The sequence below is a fragment of the Brachybacterium atlanticum genome (genome assembly GCF_025669985.1).
GTDB lineage: Bacteria > Actinomycetota > Actinomycetes > Actinomycetales > Dermabacteraceae > Brachybacterium > Brachybacterium conglomeratum.
This window is the reverse complement of sequence record NZ_JAKJJW010000002.1, coordinates 18,093-36,438: the sequence shown is the minus strand read 5'-3', so window position 1 is coordinate 36,438 and position 18,346 is coordinate 18,093. Positions and strand designations below refer to the sequence as shown.

The following is an 18,346-nucleotide window of genomic DNA, read 5'->3' as shown; positions in this document are numbered from 1 at the left end:
GTGCCGATGGACGGCGTGATCGGCTTCTTCCAGGACCTCGGGCCGAACCTGCAGATCCTGTTCGACCGCTCGCCGCAGATCCTGCAGGGCCTGCAGATCACGGTGCTCGCGACGATCCTCGGCGGCCTGCTCGCGCTGCTGATCTCGTTCGTGTTCGGCATCGCGCAGGTCGTGAAGTTCTCCGCGGTGCGCGTGGTCGCGCGCATCTTCGTGGAGTTCTTCCGCGGCACCTCGCTCGTGGTCCAGCTGTTCTGGCTCGCGTTCGTGCTGCCGCAGCTGCCCTATCCCTTCGGCTTCCAGCTCGAGCCGCTGCTCATCGGCGTGCTCGCGCTGGGGCTGAACTACGGGGCCTACGGCGCCGAGGTGGTGCGCGGATCGATCGGCTCGGTGCCCAAGGGGCAGTACGAGGCGATCAGCGCGCTGAGCCTCAGCCCCGCCCGTGGCATGTTCCGGATCGTGATCCCGCAGGCGTGGGCGCTCATGCTGCCCTCCCTGTCCAACCTCTGGATACAGCTGCTCAAGGGCAGCGCGATCGTCGGCACCGTCTCGCTGTACGACCTCTTCTTCCAGGTCGAGCAGGTCCGTGACCGGACGGGCACCTGGTTCGCCTATCTCTTCGCGCTGCTGGCCTACTACCTGATCGCCTGGGTCATCGTGATCATCATGAACGGCCTGGAGATCCGAGCGAAGCACAAGATCGGACGCGGCCCCGCCCTCAGCTCCTCCTGGCGCGCGCTCTTCCAGGCGCCCGGAGCGAACACCAAGGAAGGAGCCGTGGCATGAACCCGTCCTCGTCCTGGTGGGACTGGAGCCACGCCGCCGCCGTCCTGCCCTCGCTCCTCCTCGAGGGCCTGAAGATCACGCTGATCGCGACGGTGCTCGGCACCCTCATCGCGCTCGTGCTCGGCCTGGCCGTCGCGATCATCCGCCGCACCGCCCCCACCGCGATCGCCACGCCCTTCACCTGGGTGGTGGAGTTCATCCGGATGACGCCGCTGGTGGTCCAGCTCGTGTTCGCGAACCTCGTGCTCTCGCAGTACATCGACTCGACCCTCGCCATCGGCATCTGGGTGCTCGGCATCCACTACACGACCTACATGGCCGAGGTGTACCGCGCCGGCATCGACTCGGTGCCGACGGGCCAGTGGGAGGCGGCCACCGCGCTGTCCCTGCCGCGACTGCGCACCTGGCGGGCGATCGTGGTGCCGCAGGCGATCCGCAACACCCTGCCGGCGCTGGGCAACTACGCGATCTCGATGTTCAAGGAGACCCCGTTCTTCGTGGTCATCTACATCCCCGAGCTGGTGCGGGTCGCGCAGAACTACGGCTCGACCTACTTCCGCTACACCGAGGCGATCACGCTCGCGGGCCTGGTCTTCCTGGCCGCCAGCTATCCCACCTCCCTCCTGATCCGGAAACTGGAGAAGAAGCTTGCCTGAGAACACTGCCGCGCCCGATCCCGGGACCGCGCCCCACATCGAGTTCCGCGACGTCCTGAAGCGGTTCGGGGACAACACCGTGCTGAAGGGCCTGGACTTCACCGTCGCCCGCGGGGAGCGGGTCACCCTCATCGGGCCCTCCGGCTCGGGCAAGACCACGATCCTGCGCCTGGTGATGACCCTCGAGGAGCTCTCCGGCGGGTACATCCACGTGGGCGGCGTGCCGCTGCAGTACGAGGAGCAGGGCGGGAAGCGGGTGCGGATCCCGGACAAGCGCCGGCGCCGCACCACCACGGACATCGGGATGGTGTTCCAGCACTTCAACCTGTTCCCGAACATGACCGTGCTGGAGAACATCGTCGAGGCGCCGATCCACGTCAAGGGACTCTCGCGCGCCGACGCGGTCTCGAAGGCCGAGGGGCTGCTGGCGAAGGTCGGGATGCAGGAGAAGCGGGACATGAAGCCCTCCCAGCTCTCCGGCGGCCAGCAGCAGCGCGTCGCGATCGCCCGCGCGCTCGCGATGGACCCCGAGATCCTGCTGCTGGACGAGGTGACCTCGGCGCTGGACCCCGAGCTGGTGGGGGAGGTGCTCGGCGTGCTGAAGGACATCGCCGCGGAGACCGACATCTCGATGCTCATCGTCACCCACGAGATGCAGTTCGCCCGCGACGTCTCCGACCGCGTGATGATGTTCGACCAGGGCTCGATCGTGGAGGAGGGGCCGCCGGAGAAGATCTTCTCCGACCCCGCGCATCAGCGCACCCGCGACTTCCTCCGCGCCGTGCTCTGAACGCAGGAGACCGACGGGACGGCACGCCCGTCGGCCGCGTCCTTCCGTGCCCCGGCCGCCCTCGTCGGACGCCCCGGATCTCGCCGCGCCGGCCTGTCGGCTCGTGTCCGCCCAGTGAGGACCGGGGCGCCCCCGGCGGGAGCGCCTGTAGTCTGTGCCCGTTCGTTCCGCGCCGACGCGGTCGCCCTGAGCGCGCCTTCGGCGCGTCGGCAGGCGGCCGTCCGTCGGCGTGCCGACCCCAGGAGGCCCTGTGCCACATTCCGACGCCATCGCCGTCCCGACCCTGACGAGCGAGTTCCCCGTCGTCGGCGACGACCCCCATATCGACGCCCCGCTGCGGGCGACGGTCCGCCGTCTCTCGACGTTGCTGGGCCGTACCCTGGCCGACCAGCACGGCCAGGAGATGCTCGACCTCGTCGAGCAGGTCCGCAAGCTGACGAAGGAGGCGAAGTCCGCCGACTCCGAGGCCAGCGCCCAGGACGTCCAGGCCCGCCTCGGCTCCCTGCCCATCGAGCAGGCGACGGCGCTGACCCGCGCGTTCACCCAGTACTTCCTGCTGGCGAACGCCGCCGAGCAGGTCTACCGCGTCCGCGCCCTCGACGAGCGGCCCTCGAGCGAGTCGTGGGTGCCGCGCACCGTGCGCGCCGTCCACGAGGAGCTCGGCGCCGAGGGCCTGCAGAAGGCCGTCGACTCCCTCGACGTGCGCCTGGTGTTCACCGCGCATCCCACCGAGGCCTCGCGCCGCGCCGTGCTGACCAAGCTGCGCCGCATCTCCGACCTCCTCGCCGAGGAGACCGACGAGGACACCCCGGAGCGTCGCCGCCAGGACCGCGACCTCGCCGAGCTGATCGAGACGCTCTGGCAGACCGACGAGCTGCGCCGCTCCCGTCCCACCCCGCAGGACGAGGCCCGCAACGCCCTGTATTACCTGCGCCAGATCTTCCGTCAGACCATGCCGGAGATGCTCGACGACCTGCGCGAGGAGCTGCGCGCCCACGGCGCCGACCTGCACGACGGCCAGGTGCCGCTGCGCTTCGGGTCCTGGATCGGCGGCGACCGCGACGGCAACCCGTTCGTGACCGCCGAGGTCACCCGCGACGTGCTGAAGCTGCAGGCCGAGGCCGCGATCGACGTGTCGGTGGAGATCATCTCGGACCTGATCCTCGAGCTCTCGGTCTCCTCCGAGTTGACCGGGGACGACGAGGAGCTGCGCGCCAGCCTCGCCGAGGACCTCTCCCACGACTCCGAGGTCGACAGCACCCAGCAGGAGATGTACGACGAGGAGCCCTACCGGCTCAAGCTCGGCGCGATGCGCTCCAAGCTCAGCGCCACCCGCGAGCGGATCCGCTCCGGCGAGGCGCACGTCCACGGCGCCGACTACGGCGACACCGAGGAGCTGCAGGATGACTTCCAGGTCCTGCGCGCGGCGCTGCGTCGCCACGGCGGGCGCCGCGCCGCCGACGGGGCGCTCGCCATCGCCCAGCAGGTCCTGGCCGCCTCCGGTCTGAATCTCGCCGCTCTCGACGTGCGGGAGCACTCCGAGAAGCACCACGAGGTGGTCGCGCGTCTCTTCGACCGCGTCGGCGAGCTGGACCGTCCCTACACCGAGCTCGACCGCTCCGAGCGCACCACCGTGCTCTCCCGCGAGCTCGGCAGTCGACGCCCGCTGGTGGGCTCCGCGATCACCGAGGACGAGTCGATCCTCGACGACGCGACACGCACCACCTACGGGGTGTTCCGCGAGATCCGCGACGCGCACCGCCTGTACGGCACCTCCGTCATCGAGACCTACATCATCTCGATGACCCACGGCGCCGACGACGTGCTCGCCGCCGCGCTGCTCGCCCGCGAGGCCGGTCTGCTCGACCTCACCGGTCGCGAGGAGAAGCGCGCCGACCTCGGCTTCGTGCCGCTGCTGGAGGAGGTCTCCGAGCTGCGCCATGCCGGCGAGATCCTCGAGCAGCTGCTCTCGGACCCGTCCTACCGGGAGATCGTGCGCCTGCGCGGCGACCGCCAGGAGGTCATGCTCGGCTACTCCGACGGCAACAAGGACGCCGGCGTCATCACCAGCCAGTGGGAGATCCACCAGGCCCAGCGCGCCCTGCGCGACACCGCGGCCCGGCACGGCGTCACCCTGCGCCTCTTCCACGGCCGCGGCGGCTCCGTCGGCCGCGGCGGCGGCCCGACCTACGACGCGATCCTCGCCCAGCCCTACGGGGTGCTCGAGGGCGAGATCAAGTTCACCGAGCAGGGCGAGGTCATCTCCGACAAGTACATGCTCCCCTCCCTCGCCCGGGAGAACCTGGACCTGTCGCTCGCCGCGGTGCTCGAGGGCTCGGCCCTGCACACCGCCCCGCGCACCCCGGAGAAGACTCTCGAGCGCTTCGGCGAGGTGATGCAGCACGTCTCCGACGCGGCGTTCGCCCGCTACCGCACCCTGGTGGACGACGAGAACCTGCCCGAGTACTTCGTCTCCTCCACCCCCGTGGAGCAGCTCGGCGACCTGAACATCGGCTCGCGCCCCTCCAAGCGCACCACCTCGGACAAGGGCCTGGACGGCCTGCGGGCGATCCCGTGGGTGTTCGGCTGGACCCAGTCGCGCCAGATCGTGCCCGGCTGGTTCGGCGCCGGCTCCGGCCTGAAGGCCGCGCGCGAGGCCGGCCTCGAGCCGGACCTGCACGAGATGTACCGCTCCTGGCACTTCTTCCGCACCGTCATCAGCAACGTCGAGATGACGCTGGCGAAGACGGACATGCAGATCGCGGCGCACTACGTGCACTCGCTGGTGCCGGAGAACCTCTGGTACCTCTTCGACCGCATCCGCGAGGAGTACGAGCTCGCGGTCTCGGAGATCGAGCGTCTCACCGGCGTGCTGAACCTGCTGGACAACCAGCCGATCCTCAAGCGGACCCTCGCCGTGCGCGACCGCTACCTGGATCCGATCTCCTACATGCAGGTCGCGATGCTGCAGCGGGTCCGCGCGGCGAAGGAGCGGGGCGAGGAGCTCTCGCCCGAGCTGCAGCGCGCGCTGCTGACCACCATCAACGGCGTCGCCGCGGGCCTGAAGAACACCGGCTGAGCCGGCGGCACGTCACCCCCGGGCCGCGTCCTCGCGGCGGCCGACGGGGCCGGGAAGGGCAGACGCCCCGCCCGGCCCCGTCGTCATGTCGGTGTGCTGTGTGCTGTGTGCGCTGTGCGGTGCGCAGGCCGCCGCACCGGCCGGGTGCTCGCGATCGGTGCTTCGTGCTCCGGGGATCGGGCGCCGGGCTCAGGCGGAGGGGTAGGCGACCCGGTCCTCGACGGGCAGCGGGCGCTCCATGATGTCCATCCCGAGTCCCTCGACCTTCAGCAGCGCCGCATCGCCCGCGAAGGGCACGGCCTGCCCGGTGCCGGTGAAGCCGTGCCGTTCGTACCAGCGGTGCAGCTCGGGGCGCGACTGGAGCACCTGGATCATCAGCACGTCCACCCCGTCGGCCGCGAGCGAGGCCGCCTGCGCCTCCAGCAGACGCCCGCCGAGCCCCGCGCCCTGCGCGGCGGGGTCGACCGCGAACAGCCCGAGCTCGGCCCGGACCGCTCCGTGCTCGTCGGGCGCCTCGCGGCGGGTGTAGCAGCATCCGAGCACGCGCTCGGCGGAGCGTCCATGCTCGAGGCCCGTTCCTCCGTCGTCCGCGCCGTTCCCGTCCCCGGTCGCGACCAGCAGCGTCACCGCGGGGTCGGCGAGCATCGCACGGACCTCCGCGGTGTCGGTGCGGTGGCCGTCCACGAGGTGCGCCTCGGTGGTCCAGCCGCCCTGGCCGCGGTACGCGGCCTGGACCAGCTCCACGATCCGGGGGACGTCCGACTCGGCGGCGGGTCGCAGGGAAATCACCGGGACATCCTCCCGTGTCGCTGCAGGGCGGCGAGCAGACCGTGGCCGTTCGGGGCGGCGAGGGCGAGCGGTCCCCGACCGCCGGGGCTGGAGCCGACCAGCGGGCGCAGGGTGCCGTGGGCGAGGAGCTGCTCGGGCTCGGTGAGCTGGCGGATCAGGATCGACTCGACGAGCTCCGGGTGCCGCTCGGCGAAGGCGGCGTAGAGCGAGGGGTCGTGCTGGCCGTCGTCGCCGACGAGGATCCAGCGGACGTCCGGGTACGCGGCGGCGAGGCGCTCGAGCGAGCGCGACTTGTGCTCGGGGCCGGAGCGGAAGAAGCCGGTGTGGGTGGGTCCCCAGTCCGTCAGCAGCAGCGGCCCGTCCGGATAGCCGTTGCGGTAGAGGAAGCGCTTGAGCACGGGGAACACGTTCCACGCGCCCGTGGACAGGTAGAACACCGGCATGTGCGGGTGCTCCCGCGCCAGGCGCTGGTACAGCATCGGCATCCCGGGGACGACCTGGCGAGAGGACTGATGGACCACGAAGGCGTTCCAGAAGGCCAGCAGGGGACGGGGCAGCCAGGTGACCATCACGGTGTCGTCGATGTCGCTGACCATGCCCACGCGCGCCTCGGGCGGGACGATCGTGACGTCGGCCGCGACCTCGTTGCCGGGGACCGTCCACAGCACCGCCTGGTGCACGCCGGGGCTCAGGGACACCTCGAGGATCGCATCGACGATGCCGGAGCGGTCCGCCCGCACCGTGAACTCCTCGCCGCCGAGGCGGATGTGGACGGTGCGGTGCGGCGCGACCTGGCTGGTGAAGTTCCGCCAGCCGCGCACCGCGACGGTCCGCATGTCATGGACGGGCTGGTCGTGGAAGTCCGCGGAGGTGCGGGGGGAGGCGTACAGGACCTTCGCCAGGACCCGTGCCTGCGTCGCCGAGCCGTATCCGTGGAAGGGCTGCAGGCGCAGGTCCCAGTGCAGACGGCGCAGGGTGCTGCCGACGAGGCGGTTCTTCACGTCCTCTGCGCGCGCCGCCCAGTGGGGACGGTCGGAGCCCACCCCGGCGGCGTCGTGACGCAACGCGGAGCGGGCGGAGAAGAGGGGCGCGGGGATGCGCACGGGCCTCAGAGGCCGCGGGTCATCTTCAGCCAGGCGCCATCGGGATCGTCCTCGACGATCTGCCAGCGCTCGCCGCTGTCGGAGAAGCCGAGGCTCTCGTAGAGGGCGCGGGCGCCGGTGTTCTCGGGGCCGACGTAGAGGGTGACAGTGTCGGCGCCGTCCTCGCGGGCCCACTCGAACACGGCCTCCGCGAGGCGGCCGGCGATGCCGGAGTGGCGCGAGCCAGGGGTGACCCACATGGCCTGCAGCTCCCGCTCGTTGGCGGGGGAGTCGTCCTCCTGGCGGACGGCGACGACCGCGACGGGCTGATCACCTTCGACCGCGAGGAACCAGGCAGCGTCCGAGACGCGCTGCTCCCAGACGGAGTCCTCGTAGGTGGACTCCTTCTCCCAGCTCTGCCCGAAGGCGCCGGGGTCCGTGCTGAGCGAACGGAGTCGGATCTCCCGCACGAGCGACCAGTCCTCGTCGTGGGCGCGGATGATTTCGGCCATCGGTGTCCTCCTGAGCCGTGGTGGCGTGGTCACGGGCGTGATGCCCTGGCGATCATGCTCTCGTGCTGACCCGAGAACCGCATGCACTCCGCCTCACAGTGTACGGCGATCGGCGGTTCCACGCTCCCACCGCCTGGAGGTTGACACAATGGGGGGATGAAGCCGCTACGACTCCTCACCGTGTGCACCGGCAACGTCTGCCGCTCTCCGGCCGCCGCGGTGGTGCTGCGCCGCGCCCTCGAGCTCGAGGGCCTCGACTCAGAGGTCGAGGTCGGCTCGGCCGGGACCACCTGGGAGGTGGAGGGGATGCCGATGGACGACCGGATCGAGCTCTCGCTGGAGCGCGCCGGCTATCCGCGTCCCTTCGAGCACACCGCCCGCACCATCCACCTCACCGAGCTGATGGCCTGGGATCTCGTGCTGGCGATGACGCCCGAGCACGCCCAGACCATGCGTCGCATGGCCGATCAGGCCCCCGAGGGCGCGACGCCGCCGTTGATCACGATGTGGCGCGCCTTCGAGCCCGGGGCGGAGGAGCTCGCGGAGATCGAGCTCGCCGTCGAGGACCCCTGGTACGAGGGGCAGGCGGCCTTCGACCGCACCGTGAAGGACATGGAGCGTGCCGTGCCGGGGATCCTGGAGCGCGTGCGCGAGCTGCTCGCCCAGCGCTGAGCGGTGGAACCCTCGCCCGGCGGCGGCGCGCCTGTCCGGCCGTGGGCCGACGGGTCAGCGGCGGTGGTTGCTGCGGCGCGAGTGCCAGGTCGCGCCGACGAAGCCGGCGGTGGTGAGGAAGCCGATCGCGAGCGCGGCGATCAGGACCTGACGCATCTGGCCGAAGGCCGTGTTCGAGTCGTCGGAGATGGCGTTGAACAGGCGCACCACGGGGCCGCCGTCCCCGGAGGACGTGGGCTGCGCGGCCTGCGGCGCCGGAGTGCTGGGCTCCTCGGTGCCGACGCCGGCGAGCTCGGTCTCCCCAGCGGTGCTCGACTCGGCGGTCGTCTCGGGCTCCTCTACCGGGGTCTCGGCGGGAGTCTGCGGGGTCGGCTCGGGGGCCGGCTCCGCGGTGGGCTCGGGGTCCTCGCTCGGCGGGGGAGCGGGGAGCGGCTGTGCGCGTCGCTCGGGCTCGGGGGTCGGCTGCGCGGGCGTCGACGGCTCGGACATCCCCGGGGTGGCCGAAGGGCTCGCGGTCGGAGTGGCTCCGTCGTCCGGAGTGGCGCCGTCGTCCGGCGTGGACTCGTCCTCGGTCTTGTCGCCGCTCCCGCCGCCTGTCGAGGTGTCATCGCCCTCGTCCGTGGTCTCCTCGCCGGTCGGCGTCTCCGACGCGTCGTCGGAGTCCCCGTTATCGGTGGAGTCGTCCCCGGGCGTGGTGGGGCAGTTGCAGGGGCAGTCCGAGGCGTCGCCGTCGTTGTCGTTGCTAAGGGTCGGGCTCTGGGAATTCTGGGGCTTAGCCGCCGTGCTCTGCTGCGCGATCGGGCGGGGGACCAGAGCACCCTTGACAGTGCTCACGGGCTCCTTCTCGGAACCGTCTTCCTCGGGGTCGTCGACGGCGTCGCCGTCGCAGGTGGCGGAGTCGTCAGGGGCCGTCTCCGTCTCGGTGGAGTCATCCGTGGGCGTCTCGGTGGTGCCGTCCGTGCCGCCGGTGTTCTTGGGTGCCTCGGATTCCGTCGTTTCGGGCTTCGTCGTCGTGGGCGTCCCGCCCCCCGTGTCAGAGGCGGGAGGGCTCGAGGCCGTGGGGCCCTCGGACTGGTTGCCCCCCGAGAGCTCGGGCTCCTCGGCCTCGGGCTCCACCGGTGGCTGCTCGGACTCCTCGGGCGGCTGTTGCGGTGCCTCGGACTCCTCGTTGTTGCTCGAGGGGTCGTCCTCCTCGTCCTCCGGGGTCTCCTCGGCAGGGGTCTTCGAGTCCTCGCGCTGTTCGGAGGGCTCGCCACCCTCGGGGGAGGCGACGCCCTCGGCGGGCTCGGAGGGGGTGGTGAGGGTGATGGTGGCCTCGGGCGCGATCGGCCCGTCCACGGTGGCCGTCGCGGGGCCGTCGCCCGCGGGTGTGACGTCCGTGCTCTCGGCGGCGTCGCCGGTCCCGTCGGCGAGAGCGCTGGTGGTGGCGAAGGGGAGAGCGGTCAGGGCGAGGGCGGCAGAGGCCGCGCAGACGCGTGTCCGCAGTCGCATGTCCTGCCCCCTCTCCGTCGTTCTCTCCGCGCGCGAGCGCTGCGGTCGGTGTGCTTACCGGCGGGTCCGACGGAGCACACTACCCTACTGATCCTTTACCTACCCATCCCATGGTTCACGGGCTCTTTGGGTCGCGCTAGGGGCGTGTGGACGGCGCCACCGCCGGGTGACATACCTCAAATTGGGGAGCGCTTGACCATTCCTTTGCCGCGCGGAGGCTGCGGTCGTTGCTGAAACGTTACGGACCTGCAGGTCGGCGCCGGGTGTTCGAAAGCCTCAGCGCGCGTCGACGGACGGCGCGAGAGCGTCGCGCCGTCCGTCGACAGCATCGGGGGAGGGGTGCGGGGGATAGGGGGCGAGGGCCGGGATGTGGAGGAACGGTCGGCCAGAAGCGGTGCGGTCGCAGCGACCGCACCGGGGCCGGGGAGCGGACAGCCGCTCCCGCGGCGTCGCGCGGACCGTCCGCTCCACCCCTGCGCTCGGTCCGCCCCTGCGCTCAGTCCGCGAGCGCCCCGTCCACGAGGTCCTTCGCGGCCTGCTGCACCTCGGCGAGGTGCTCCTCGCCCTTGAAGGACTCCGCGTAGATCTTGTAGATGTCCTCGGTGCCCGAGGGGCGCGCCGCGAACCAGGCGGACTCGGTGGACACCTTCAGCCCGCCGATCGCACCGCCGGAGGGGGCCTCCGTGATCGCCGAGACGATCGGCTCGCCTGCGAGCTCCGTCGCGGTCACCTGCGCGGGGCTGAGCGCCTTGAGCTTCGCCTTGGCTTCGCGGTCCGCCGGTGCGTCGGTGCGGGAGTAGGCGCTGCTGCCGAACCTCTCCACGAGCTCCGCGTGCAGGGTGCTGGGGGAGCGCCCCGTCACCGCGAGGATCTCCGAGGCCAGCAGCGCGAGGATGATGCCGTCCTTGTCGGTGGTCCAGACCGAGCCGTCGCGGCGCAGGAACGAGGCGCCCGCGCTCTCCTCGCCGCCGAAGCCGACCGAGGAGTCGATCAGGCCCGGCACGAACCACTTGAAGCCCACCGGCACCTCGAACAGCTCCCGGCCGAGGTCCGCCACGACGCGGTCGATCAGGCTCGAGGAGACCACCGTCTTGCCCACCTTCGCACCCGCCGGCCAGTCCGGGCGGTGCGCGAACAGGTAGGTGATGGCCGTGGCCAGGTAATGGTTGGGGTTCATCAGGCCGCCGTCCGGGGTGACGATCCCGTGGCGGTCCGAATCCGCGTCGTTGCCGGTGGCGATGTCGTACTCGTCGCGCTTCTCCAGCAGCGACGCCATCGCCCACGGGCTCGAGCAGTCCATGCGGATCTTCCCGTCGCGGTCCAGGGTCATGAAGGACCACTGCGGGTCGACGGCGGGATTGACGACGGTGAGGTCGAGGTCGTGCATCTCGCCGATCTCGGCCCAGTAGTCCACCGCCGCGCCGCCCAGCGGGTCCGCGCCGATGCGCACGCCCGCCCGGCGGATCGCCTCGAGGTCGACCACGCTCGGGAGGTCCTGCACGTAGGTGCGCAGGTAGTCGTAGCGGGCGGCGTCCTGCAGGGCCTTCTGTCGTCCGTGCCGGCGCACGCCCTTGAGCCCGTCGCGCAGCAGCTCGTTCGCGCGGTCGGCGATCCACGAGGTCGCCTCGGTGTCCGCGGGACCGCCGTGGGGCGGGTTGTACTTGAAGCCGCCGTCGCGCGGCGGGTTGTGGCTCGGGGTGACGACGATGCCGTCGGCCCGGCCGGGATCGTTCGCCGCCCGGCCCCGGTTGTGGACCAGGATCGCGTGCGAGACCGCCGGGGTGGGGGTGTAGCCGTCGAGCGCGTCGACCTGGGCGGACACGTCGTTGCCCGCGAGGACCTCGAGGGCCGTGTCGAAGGCGGGGCGCGAGAGGGCGTGGGTGTCCCGGCCGATGAACAGCGGGCCGCGGATGCCCTGCGCCGCTCGGTACTCGGCGATCGCCTGCGTGGTCGCGGCGATGTGGTCCTCGTTGAACGCGACGTCCAGCGAGGAGCCGCGGTGCCCGGAGGTGCCGAAGGAGACCGCCTGGTCGGGATCCGCGGGATCCGGGTGGAGGTCGTAGTAGGAGTCGAGGAGCGCGTCGACGTCGACGAGGTCCTCCTGCTGTGCCTTCTGGCCTGCACGGGGGTGCATGATCACCACTCCATCCTCGGTAGCTGGGGCTGATCGCCACTCTAGGTCCTTCGAGGGCACCGCAGCACAGGAGCGCCGGGAGTGAGACGGCGGCGGGTCGGCAGGACCTCAGGCGCGGCGGGAGCGGACCAGCAGCACGATCCCCACGATCGTCAGCACCAGGCCCGCCAGACCCGCGACCACGCCGATGATCGGACCGATCACCAGCGGGGCCATCATCCCGAACAGGCTGTAGGGACCCAGATGGGCAGGGGCGTCGGTGCCCGTGCAGGAGATCGTGGCGGTGGTGTCCTGGAGGGAGGCGACCCCGAGCACCTGCACGTACTCCTCGCCGTTGCCGAAGGTGGTCGCGGTCGAGCTCGGCACCGTGGTGACCGCCCCGGGATCGGAGCCCTCCGCGGTGCACTCGGCCGTGGCGGCGTCCGTCGCGGGCACGTAGACGATGACCATCTCGTTGGCGGACAGCTCGAGCGTCGCCGTGCTCGCCTCCATCGGCGTCGGCCCCTCGGACGCATCGCCGACGAGCGAGCCGAGGGACCACACGATCCCGACGATCGTGGCGGCCGGGGCGATGACCAGCAGGAGCACAAGGCCGATCACGAGCGGCAGCACGCCGCGCCGGCGCCCGGAGCGGCCGGACCGCCCGGGACCGGGGGCCGAGGGGTCGCCGGCGCGCGGGGCGGCGAGGGCGCTCGGCGGCAGCGCACCCGTCTGCGGGCCGTCGGCGAAGGAGGTCCCGTACGAGGCCTGGTCGTACCCCTGCTGCGGTGCCTGGCCGTCGGGGTCGTGGGCCGGGGCGCCCTGCTGCGGGTCCGCGCCCGGACCGGGCGTCGTCGGCCCCGGCAGCCCGAAGCTCGGACGCTTCCTCGGGGCGGGCGTGGTGGACTCACCGTCGGACATCGGCTCCCTCTCGGATCGGCTCCGCTCAGGATAGTGGTCCCGCCTGCACGCGGGCCGGGCGGCCACTCCGCTCAGAGGCCGGGCAGCTCGAGCACGACCCCGAGCAGGGCGGCCCCGACGACCGCGCAGGCCAGCGGGGTCACCAGCCAGATCAGGAGGATCTCCCGCGCGACCGACCAGCGCACGGTGCGCCGGCCCCGGGCGACGCCGGCGCCGATCACGCTCGAGGCCAGCGCCTGGCTGGTGGAGACCGGGGACTCGAGCCCGAACACGCCCAGGGACATCGTCAGCGCCGCGGAGGACTCCGCCGCCAGGCCCTGCGCCGCCGTGAGGTCCGTGAGCCGGCGGCCCAGGGTGCGGATGATCCGGTGCCCGCCCATCAGGGTGCCGGCGCCCACGGCGACCGCGACCGTGCTCATGAGCACCATGGTCGTGGTCCCGGACAGGTCCGTCCCGGCGCTGCCCAACGCGATCACGACCACCGCGAGCGGGAGGCGGGCATCGTTCAGGCCGTGACCCGCCGCGACCGTGCTCGCCGAGAAGGTCTGCGCGAACCGGATGTGGCCGGGGCCGAGCAGCTCGGACCGGGCCAGGCGCAGGATCAGCTGCATCAGCAAGTACGCGACCGTCGCCGAGATGACGGGGCCCACCACGGAGACCGCGAGCATCAGTCCCAGGCGGTCCCAGGCGGCCGAGGTGCCAATCACGAGGGAGACGCCGAAGGAGGTGCCGAAGAACGCGTGCCAGGTCGAGGCCGGCAGCCCCATCCACCAGGTCAGCAGGTCCCAGAGGAAGGTGCCGAGCATGAGCACCAGCAGCGCCGCGCCCAGCGTGTCGGGGCGGGCGGCGAGCTGCTCGACGATCGGGCCGAGGCCCAGCAGGCGCACCGCCCACGGCACGGTCATCACCAGCAGCGCCATCCCCAGCAGTGCGCCGAGGGTGTTGAGGATCGCCGCCGCCCACAGCGCCGAGGAGGCCTTCAGCGCACGGGTCGTGATGGTGGTCGAGATGGCGTTGGAGGCGTCGTGGAAGCCGTTCATGTAGGCCACGATCAGCGCCAGGGCCACCACCAGCGCGAGCAGCAGCGGCGTCACTCAGGCGTCCTTGATCCGCAGCAGGTCCGCGATCCGCGCCGCGCGCTCCTGCAGCGTGATCGTGTGGCGGATCGACTCGGAGACGTCGTGCAGGGGGAGCAGCTCCTGGGTGGAGCCGCCGCGCTTGTACAGCGCGCCGAGGGCCTGCCGCACGAGGCGCTCGCCCTGACGCTTGAGCTTGCGGATCTGGACGTAGTAGTCGCCGAGGTCCTGGGTGTCGTTGAGCTTCCAGGACGCGGCGACGGTGAGCTCCGCGGCGCGCTCGATCCCCTTGGCCGCATCCAGCAGCGGGGTGGGCAGCGTCCCCACCCGGGAGACGACCAGCAGCTCGCCGGTATGCTCCATCGCGTCGACCACGTCGGCGAGCGTGAGCGAGAAGTCGTAGAGCAGCTCCGCCTCGTAGGGGGTGATCAGCGAGTGCGCGAGACGCTGGGCGATGCGGCGGCACAGCTCCTCGGCGACCGTGGACTGCTCGTGCAGCGTCGGCGCTATGCGGGTGCGCTCGCGATAGCCGTTGCCCAGCAGCTTCGAATGGGTGTCGGCAGCCTGGACGAGAAGCTCCGCGAGCTCGGAGAGGAGATCGCTGAGGGGGCGCTCCGTGCGGGCGGGGAACAGTCGGGAGAAGAACTGCACCACTCGCGTCGCCTCCTCGCGCCGTGGGCGCCTGAACGCCTCGCGGTCCGTGCGGTCGGACGCAGGCTCCTGCTCGTGATGCTGAGGCGCCGGACCGGGATGCGCCTGTCGGCGCGAAGGCCGCTCGAAGCGGCAGATGTTGGAGCCCGGGGCAACCGCGGCCCGGCGCTCGCCCATCGTAGAGCACGGGCCCCGAGACGGTGCAAGCACCGCCCCCGGGGAGTATGGCGAGGACCTCAGTCCGTGCAGATCACAGCGCCCGACGGGCACCGGCCGACGGGGTGGCGGCCGCGTCTCGGGGCGTCAGTCGAGGCGTCCCTCCTCCGCGTGCCGGCCCGCCTCCGTGAGCTCCTCGCCGGTGCGCAGCAGCCGTTCCGCCTGCCGGGTCCGCTCCTCGCCGGGATCCTCGTCCGCCAGGTGCGCCGTGCCGTGGGCGAGCAGCGTCGCGACCGCCCCGGCGCGCCGCAGGGCGAGGCCGAGATCGCCGGTGAACGCGCCGCGCAGGATGTCGTCCATCGTCTCCTGCACCTGGGCCACCTCCGGCGGCTCCGCGAAGCCCGTGAGATAGCGCAGCCCGGGGACGGTGCGGGAGCCGGCCCGGTAGCGTCGGGCGACCTCGTCGCCGCTGCGCTGCACCCAGGTGTGCAGCACGTACAGCCGCCACAGCGCCCCGGGCAGGGTCGAGGCGGGCGCGGCCGACCACAGCGCCGCCAGCTCCGTCAGCCCGTCGTCGGCCGCGAGCGCGACGACCCGCCGCACCACCTCCGGGTCGGAGCTGTGGAACACGCCGTCCAGCAGCGCCCGGGCCGAGTCGTGCGCGAGATCCATCGAGGTCGCGGGATCCGGCTCCCCGGGGATCGACGCGGCGACCGAGGGATACATCGCGGCGGGACGGCGGAAGCGAGGGGCGGAGGAGTCGTGCGAGGACATGCCCCGCACCCTACGCTGGGTGCCATGACCATCCCTCGCCGGCTCGGCCCCGAGACCGGGCCGCGCACCGCGCTGCCCGACTACTCCCGCAGCAGCGCGACCGTCGAGCGGATGGTCGCCGCGCTCGATCCGGCGCGCACGGGCCGCGGCCGGGGACGGGTGCGGGCGCTGCTGCCCGCGCACGCCACGCGGGACACCGCCGTGCGCGCCGTCGTCGCGGCCGCGCTGCTGGGCACGGCGCTGGTGAGCGTGCTGGGCACGGTGCTGCTGCTGGGTACGGTGCCGGACGGCCGCTCCCCGGGGCTCGGACTGCTGGTGGTCGTCGGGGCGCTGGGCGCGCTCGCGCTGGTGCTGGGGCTGCTGGGGGTCCGCTTCGGGATCGTGGCGCTGGGCACGGCGCGAGCCCGGGTCGAGATCTCCGCGGACGGGCTGCGGGTGGTCGGCCCGGTGCGGCGCCGGGACGTGGCCTGGGAGCGGATCGCGGCGATCGAGTCCCGCGTGGTGCATCCCGTGCACTGGCTCACCGCCGCGCTGCGCCTCGAGGACGGCACCAGGATCGTGATGCCCGCCTTCGACCGTCCCGTGTGGACCTACACTCGGCCCTCCGGGCAGGACATCCGCGCGTTGCGCACGGAGCTGCACCGGCGCCGACAGGCGGGGCCCGGGCGGCGCTGAGAGGCCAGGGGCCGACGCGCGCACGGCGTCCGCGAGCCGGTCCGGGACCGGCCGGCGGACGTCGCCGACCAGGTCGTGGCCCGCGTTCAGGCGGCGGGCGCCGCGCTCGTGCCGTCCTCCCACAGCCCGCGCACGACCTCGGGCAGCTGCGCGGCCGTGACCTCTGAGACCGTCAGCACGCCCTGATCGTCCAGCGGCAGGTGGCCGAGGCGCCAGGAGCCGTCGGCCTCGACGTGCACCATCAGCGGCACCGGATCGGCGGGGGAGGAGATCTCGGTGCGGCGCAGCGAGATGGTGCGCTCGGCGCTGTCCTCGAGGAAGGCCAGGACGATGTCGGAGACCGAGGCGGGCACGTGCGCGGCGTCGGGCAGGGCCGAGAGCACGAAGGAGTCCAGCTCGTCCTGGGTGAGCATGAGGATCGCGTCGTTCGCCTTGATGATGAAGGCCATCCGCATCGCCTCGCCCTCGGCCAGCGCGATCCCGAGCCAGCGGTCCGCGGCGGTCAGGGCGCCGGCGATGACCTGGCCCTCCTCGCCCAGCAGCCACTGGCCGTCCGCGGACCGCTCCACCTTCCCGCGGGCGCGCAGCCCCGAGGTGACCGCGGCCGTGACGAACTCGCGCGCCTGCTCCGGGGCGCTGCGCAGCCCGATCTGCTCGCGCGTGATCCGCGCGTTCTCGGTGTCGCGCAGGCCGAGCATGAAGTCGATCTCGTAGGCGGTGTAGATCGTGACCTCGGGACGGTCGGTGCCGGCGCTCGCGGACTCGCTCATCGGTGTTCCCCCTCGGGCGTCGTGGAGCCGGCCGCCTCCTGCGGCGGCCGGGCGCTGCTGTCGACGAAAGCATCGCAGATCGGGCCGGGAGGGTGCGACCTGCTCCCGCCGCTAGACTCGCGGGATGCACGGGGAGCAGCGCGAGTACGCGGAGCACGTCACGGCGGTGCCCGACCTCGGCGGCACCAGCGCCCGGGCCGTGTACCGGGACCTGCTGCGCTTCGGCCCCCGCTCCCGCCGCGATCTCACCGAGCGCCTCGGCCTGTCCGCGCCGACGGTCACGCGCGTGACCCGCGATCTGCTCGAGGCCGGCCACCTCCACCCCCTGGACACCGTGGCGCTCGCCAAGGGTCGCCCCCAGCAGCCGCTGGACATCGAGGAGAACCACGGTCCCCGGTTCATCGGGGTCAAGGTCACGGCCGACGAGGTCCACGTCGTGGTCACCACCGCGCGCGGCAACGCTCTCGAGGAGCTGGTGATGCCGCTGCCGGACACCTCCGCCGAGGCGGTCGCGGAGGCGGTGGTCGACCCGGTCCTCGCCCTCGCCGGCGCGCATCCGCACGTGGCCGGGGTGGGCGTCAGCATCGGCGGCCGCGTCGCCGACCGGCGCCGTGTGGACTCCTCCTGGATCCTCGGCTGGGAGCACCCCGTCGACCTCGCCGACCGGCTCGAGGCGCGCCTCGCCCTGCCGGTCACCGTCGACAACGACATCGCCGCCATGATCCACGGCCTGAACTGGTTCGGGATCGGCCGCGCCTATCGCACCTTCGCGGTCCTCACGATCGGGGTCGGCGTCGCGATCGGCACCGTCGTCGAGGGGCGGCTGCTGCAGGGCCGCTCCCATCTCGCGGGGCTCACCGGCCGCCTGCCCGTCGCCGCACGGGAGGACGGCGCCCCCGAGCCTTTCTGGCGCTCGGCGCGGACCGCCGCGGTGGTCGAGGCGGCGCGGGAGGTCGGGGTGCTGGGGGAGGGCGAGGGCGTCGAGCGCCTGCGGGCCCGGCTCGCGGCCGGCGACCCCGCCGCCCGCGCCCTCAGCGCGGACCTCGCCCGCACCCTCGCGCGCGCCGCCGCCGCCGTGGTCGCCGTGGTCGACCCCGAGGCGATCGTGCTCGGCGGGGAGACGATCGACCTGGTGCTCGCGGCCGACGGGGAGTTCGAGCGGACCCTGCGCGCCTCGCTCCCCATCGCGCAGCAGGACCTCGTCCTGCGGGAGCTCGGCGGGGACTTCGATCAGTGGGCGCGCGGCGCCGCGGTCATCGCGATCCAGGAGTTCGTCGGCGGCGAGGTCTGAGCGACCCCGCCGCCGACCCCCCGGCTCCCGTGCATCGGAGCCCGGGCATGGACGTCACGTGGACG

At 72.5% G+C, this 18,346-nt stretch carries 17 protein-coding genes; 7 read left to right on the top strand and 10 right to left on the bottom strand.

All coding sequences use genetic code 11. The features are described 5' to 3' along the window. The first annotated feature begins 6 nt into the window (after window positions 1–6). The 4 genes from ehuC to ppc all read left to right on the top strand — a co-directional run bounded on the left by ehuC (window position 7) and on the right by ppc (window position 5,308). Entirely contained in the window at window positions 7–783 is a 777-nt protein-coding gene (gene ehuC, locus L3K22_RS01285; RefSeq protein WP_263309794.1) for an ectoine/hydroxyectoine ABC transporter permease subunit EhuC, read from the top strand. Further along, window positions 780–1,439 (top strand): ectoine/hydroxyectoine ABC transporter permease subunit EhuD, encoded by a 660-nt coding sequence (gene ehuD, locus L3K22_RS01280; protein ID WP_263309793.1) that lies wholly within the window; start codon window positions 780–782, stop codon window positions 1,437–1,439. Before ehuC ends, ehuD begins: the two co-directional genes overlap by 4 nt. After that, complete coding sequence (ehuA, locus tag L3K22_RS01275) at window positions 1,432–2,229, top strand: ectoine/hydroxyectoine ABC transporter ATP-binding protein EhuA (RefSeq protein ID WP_263309792.1); 798 nt, start codon at window positions 1,432–1,434, stop codon at window positions 2,227–2,229. The genes ehuD and ehuA overlap by 8 nt, the downstream gene beginning before the upstream one ends. Window positions 2,230–2,479: 250 nt before the next feature. Then, entirely contained in the window at window positions 2,480–5,308 is a 2,829-nt protein-coding gene (ppc, locus tag L3K22_RS01270; protein WP_263309791.1) for a phosphoenolpyruvate carboxylase, read from the top strand. Window positions 5,309–5,497: 189 nt separating this feature from the next. Here the strand turns inward: ppc and L3K22_RS01265 are convergent, their stop codons facing one another. From L3K22_RS01265 to L3K22_RS01255, 3 genes are read right to left on the bottom strand one after another with little or no spacing between them, the layout of a single operon-like run. Then, window positions 5,498–6,097: a GNAT family N-acetyltransferase gene (locus L3K22_RS01265; protein WP_263309790.1), complete on the bottom strand. Its 600-nt coding sequence runs from the start codon at window positions 6,095–6,097 to the stop codon at window positions 5,498–5,500. Beyond that, window positions 6,094–7,200 (bottom strand): App1 family protein phosphatidate phosphatase, encoded by a 1,107-nt coding sequence (locus L3K22_RS01260; protein ID WP_263309789.1) that lies wholly within the window; start codon window positions 7,198–7,200, stop codon window positions 6,094–6,096. The genes L3K22_RS01265 and L3K22_RS01260 overlap by 4 nt, the downstream gene beginning before the upstream one ends. 5 nt (window positions 7,201–7,205) lie before the next feature. Beyond that, window positions 7,206–7,691: a GNAT family N-acetyltransferase gene (locus L3K22_RS01255; RefSeq protein ID WP_263309788.1), complete on the bottom strand. Its 486-nt coding sequence runs from the start codon at window positions 7,689–7,691 to the stop codon at window positions 7,206–7,208. A gap of 156 nt (window positions 7,692–7,847) precedes the next feature. Between L3K22_RS01255 and L3K22_RS01250 the strand changes: the two genes are divergently transcribed. Continuing rightward, window positions 7,848–8,363, top strand: a complete 516-nt coding sequence (locus L3K22_RS01250; RefSeq protein WP_263309787.1) for an arsenate reductase/protein-tyrosine-phosphatase family protein — start codon at window positions 7,848–7,850, stop codon at window positions 8,361–8,363. 54 nt (window positions 8,364–8,417) lie between these two features. Here L3K22_RS01250 and L3K22_RS01245 read toward each other — a convergent pair whose 3' ends face one another. The 6 genes from L3K22_RS01245 to L3K22_RS01220 form a co-directional block, all read right to left on the bottom strand. Beyond that, a complete protein-coding gene (locus tag L3K22_RS01245; protein ID WP_263309786.1) occupies window positions 8,418–9,854 on the bottom strand; it encodes a hypothetical protein in 1,437 nt (478 codons plus the stop codon). Window positions 9,855–10,350: 496 nt separating this feature from the next. Next, window positions 10,351–11,988 carry a phosphoglucomutase (alpha-D-glucose-1,6-bisphosphate-dependent) gene (gene pgm, locus L3K22_RS01240; protein ID WP_263309912.1) on the bottom strand — a complete coding sequence of 546 codons (1,638 nt, stop codon included), beginning with the start codon at window positions 11,986–11,988 and terminating at the stop codon, window positions 10,351–10,353. Window positions 11,989–12,096: 108 nt separating this feature from the next. Further along, window positions 12,097–12,888 (bottom strand): hypothetical protein, encoded by a 792-nt coding sequence (locus tag L3K22_RS01235; RefSeq protein WP_263309785.1) that lies wholly within the window; start codon window positions 12,886–12,888, stop codon window positions 12,097–12,099. Between the two features lie 71 nt (window positions 12,889–12,959). Next, window positions 12,960–13,982, bottom strand: a complete 1,023-nt coding sequence (locus L3K22_RS01230) for an inorganic phosphate transporter (protein WP_263309784.1) — start codon at window positions 13,980–13,982, stop codon at window positions 12,960–12,962. Next, window positions 13,983–14,618 (bottom strand): DUF47 domain-containing protein, encoded by a 636-nt coding sequence (locus tag L3K22_RS01225; protein ID WP_263309783.1) that lies wholly within the window; start codon window positions 14,616–14,618, stop codon window positions 13,983–13,985. A 300-nt stretch (window positions 14,619–14,918) separates the two neighbouring features. Then, window positions 14,919–15,545: a hypothetical protein gene (locus L3K22_RS01220; protein WP_263309782.1), complete on the bottom strand. Its 627-nt coding sequence runs from the start codon at window positions 15,543–15,545 to the stop codon at window positions 14,919–14,921. Between the two features lie 24 nt (window positions 15,546–15,569). Here L3K22_RS01220 and L3K22_RS01215 point away from each other — a divergent pair, with 24 nt between their 5' ends. Further along, on the top strand, window positions 15,570–16,220 hold the full coding sequence (locus L3K22_RS01215; protein ID WP_263309781.1) for a PH domain-containing protein: 651 nt from the start codon (window positions 15,570–15,572) through the stop codon (window positions 16,218–16,220). Between the two features lie 86 nt (window positions 16,221–16,306). Here L3K22_RS01215 and L3K22_RS01210 read toward each other — a convergent pair whose 3' ends face one another. Then, a complete protein-coding gene (locus L3K22_RS01210) occupies window positions 16,307–16,990 on the bottom strand; it encodes a hypothetical protein (protein WP_263309780.1) in 684 nt (227 codons plus the stop codon). A 124-nt stretch (window positions 16,991–17,114) separates the two neighbouring features. Here L3K22_RS01210 and L3K22_RS01205 point away from each other — a divergent pair, with 124 nt between their 5' ends. Then, the gene (locus L3K22_RS01205) at window positions 17,115–18,281 is read left to right on the top strand and encodes an ROK family transcriptional regulator (RefSeq protein WP_263309779.1); all 1,167 of its coding nucleotides are present in this window, start codon (window positions 17,115–17,117) and stop codon (window positions 18,279–18,281) included. Window positions 18,282–18,346: the final 65 nt, after the last annotated feature.

What these genes read in the sequence shown, in the direction of transcription:
- L3K22_RS01220 (WP_263309782.1), bottom strand. Translation starts at nt 15,545, where the DNA reads ATGTCCTCGCACGACTCCTCCGCCCCTCGCTTCCGCCGTCCCGCCGCG.
- L3K22_RS01235 (WP_263309785.1), bottom strand. Translation starts at nt 12,888, where the DNA reads ATGTCCGACGGTGAGTCCACCACGCCCGCCCCGAGGAAGCGTCCGAGC.
- L3K22_RS01245 (WP_263309786.1), bottom strand. Translation starts at nt 9,854, where the DNA reads ATGCGACTGCGGACACGCGTCTGCGCGGCCTCTGCCGCCCTCGCCCTG.
- ehuD (WP_263309793.1), top strand. Translation starts at nt 780, where the DNA reads ATGAACCCGTCCTCGTCCTGGTGGGACTGGAGCCACGCCGCCGCCGTC.
- L3K22_RS01255 (WP_263309788.1), bottom strand. Translation starts at nt 7,691, where the DNA reads ATGGCCGAAATCATCCGCGCCCACGACGAGGACTGGTCGCTCGTGCGG.
- pgm (WP_263309912.1), bottom strand. Translation starts at nt 11,988, where the DNA reads ATGCACCCCCGTGCAGGCCAGAAGGCACAGCAGGAGGACCTCGTCGAC.
- L3K22_RS01215 (WP_263309781.1), top strand. Translation starts at nt 15,570, where the DNA reads ATGACCATCCCTCGCCGGCTCGGCCCCGAGACCGGGCCGCGCACCGCG.
- L3K22_RS01210 (WP_263309780.1), bottom strand. Translation starts at nt 16,990, where the DNA reads ATGAGCGAGTCCGCGAGCGCCGGCACCGACCGTCCCGAGGTCACGATC.
- ehuC (WP_263309794.1), top strand. Translation starts at nt 7, where the DNA reads ATGGACGGCGTGATCGGCTTCTTCCAGGACCTCGGGCCGAACCTGCAG.
- L3K22_RS01205 (WP_263309779.1), top strand. Translation starts at nt 17,115, where the DNA reads ATGCACGGGGAGCAGCGCGAGTACGCGGAGCACGTCACGGCGGTGCCC.
- L3K22_RS01250 (WP_263309787.1), top strand. Translation starts at nt 7,848, where the DNA reads ATGAAGCCGCTACGACTCCTCACCGTGTGCACCGGCAACGTCTGCCGC.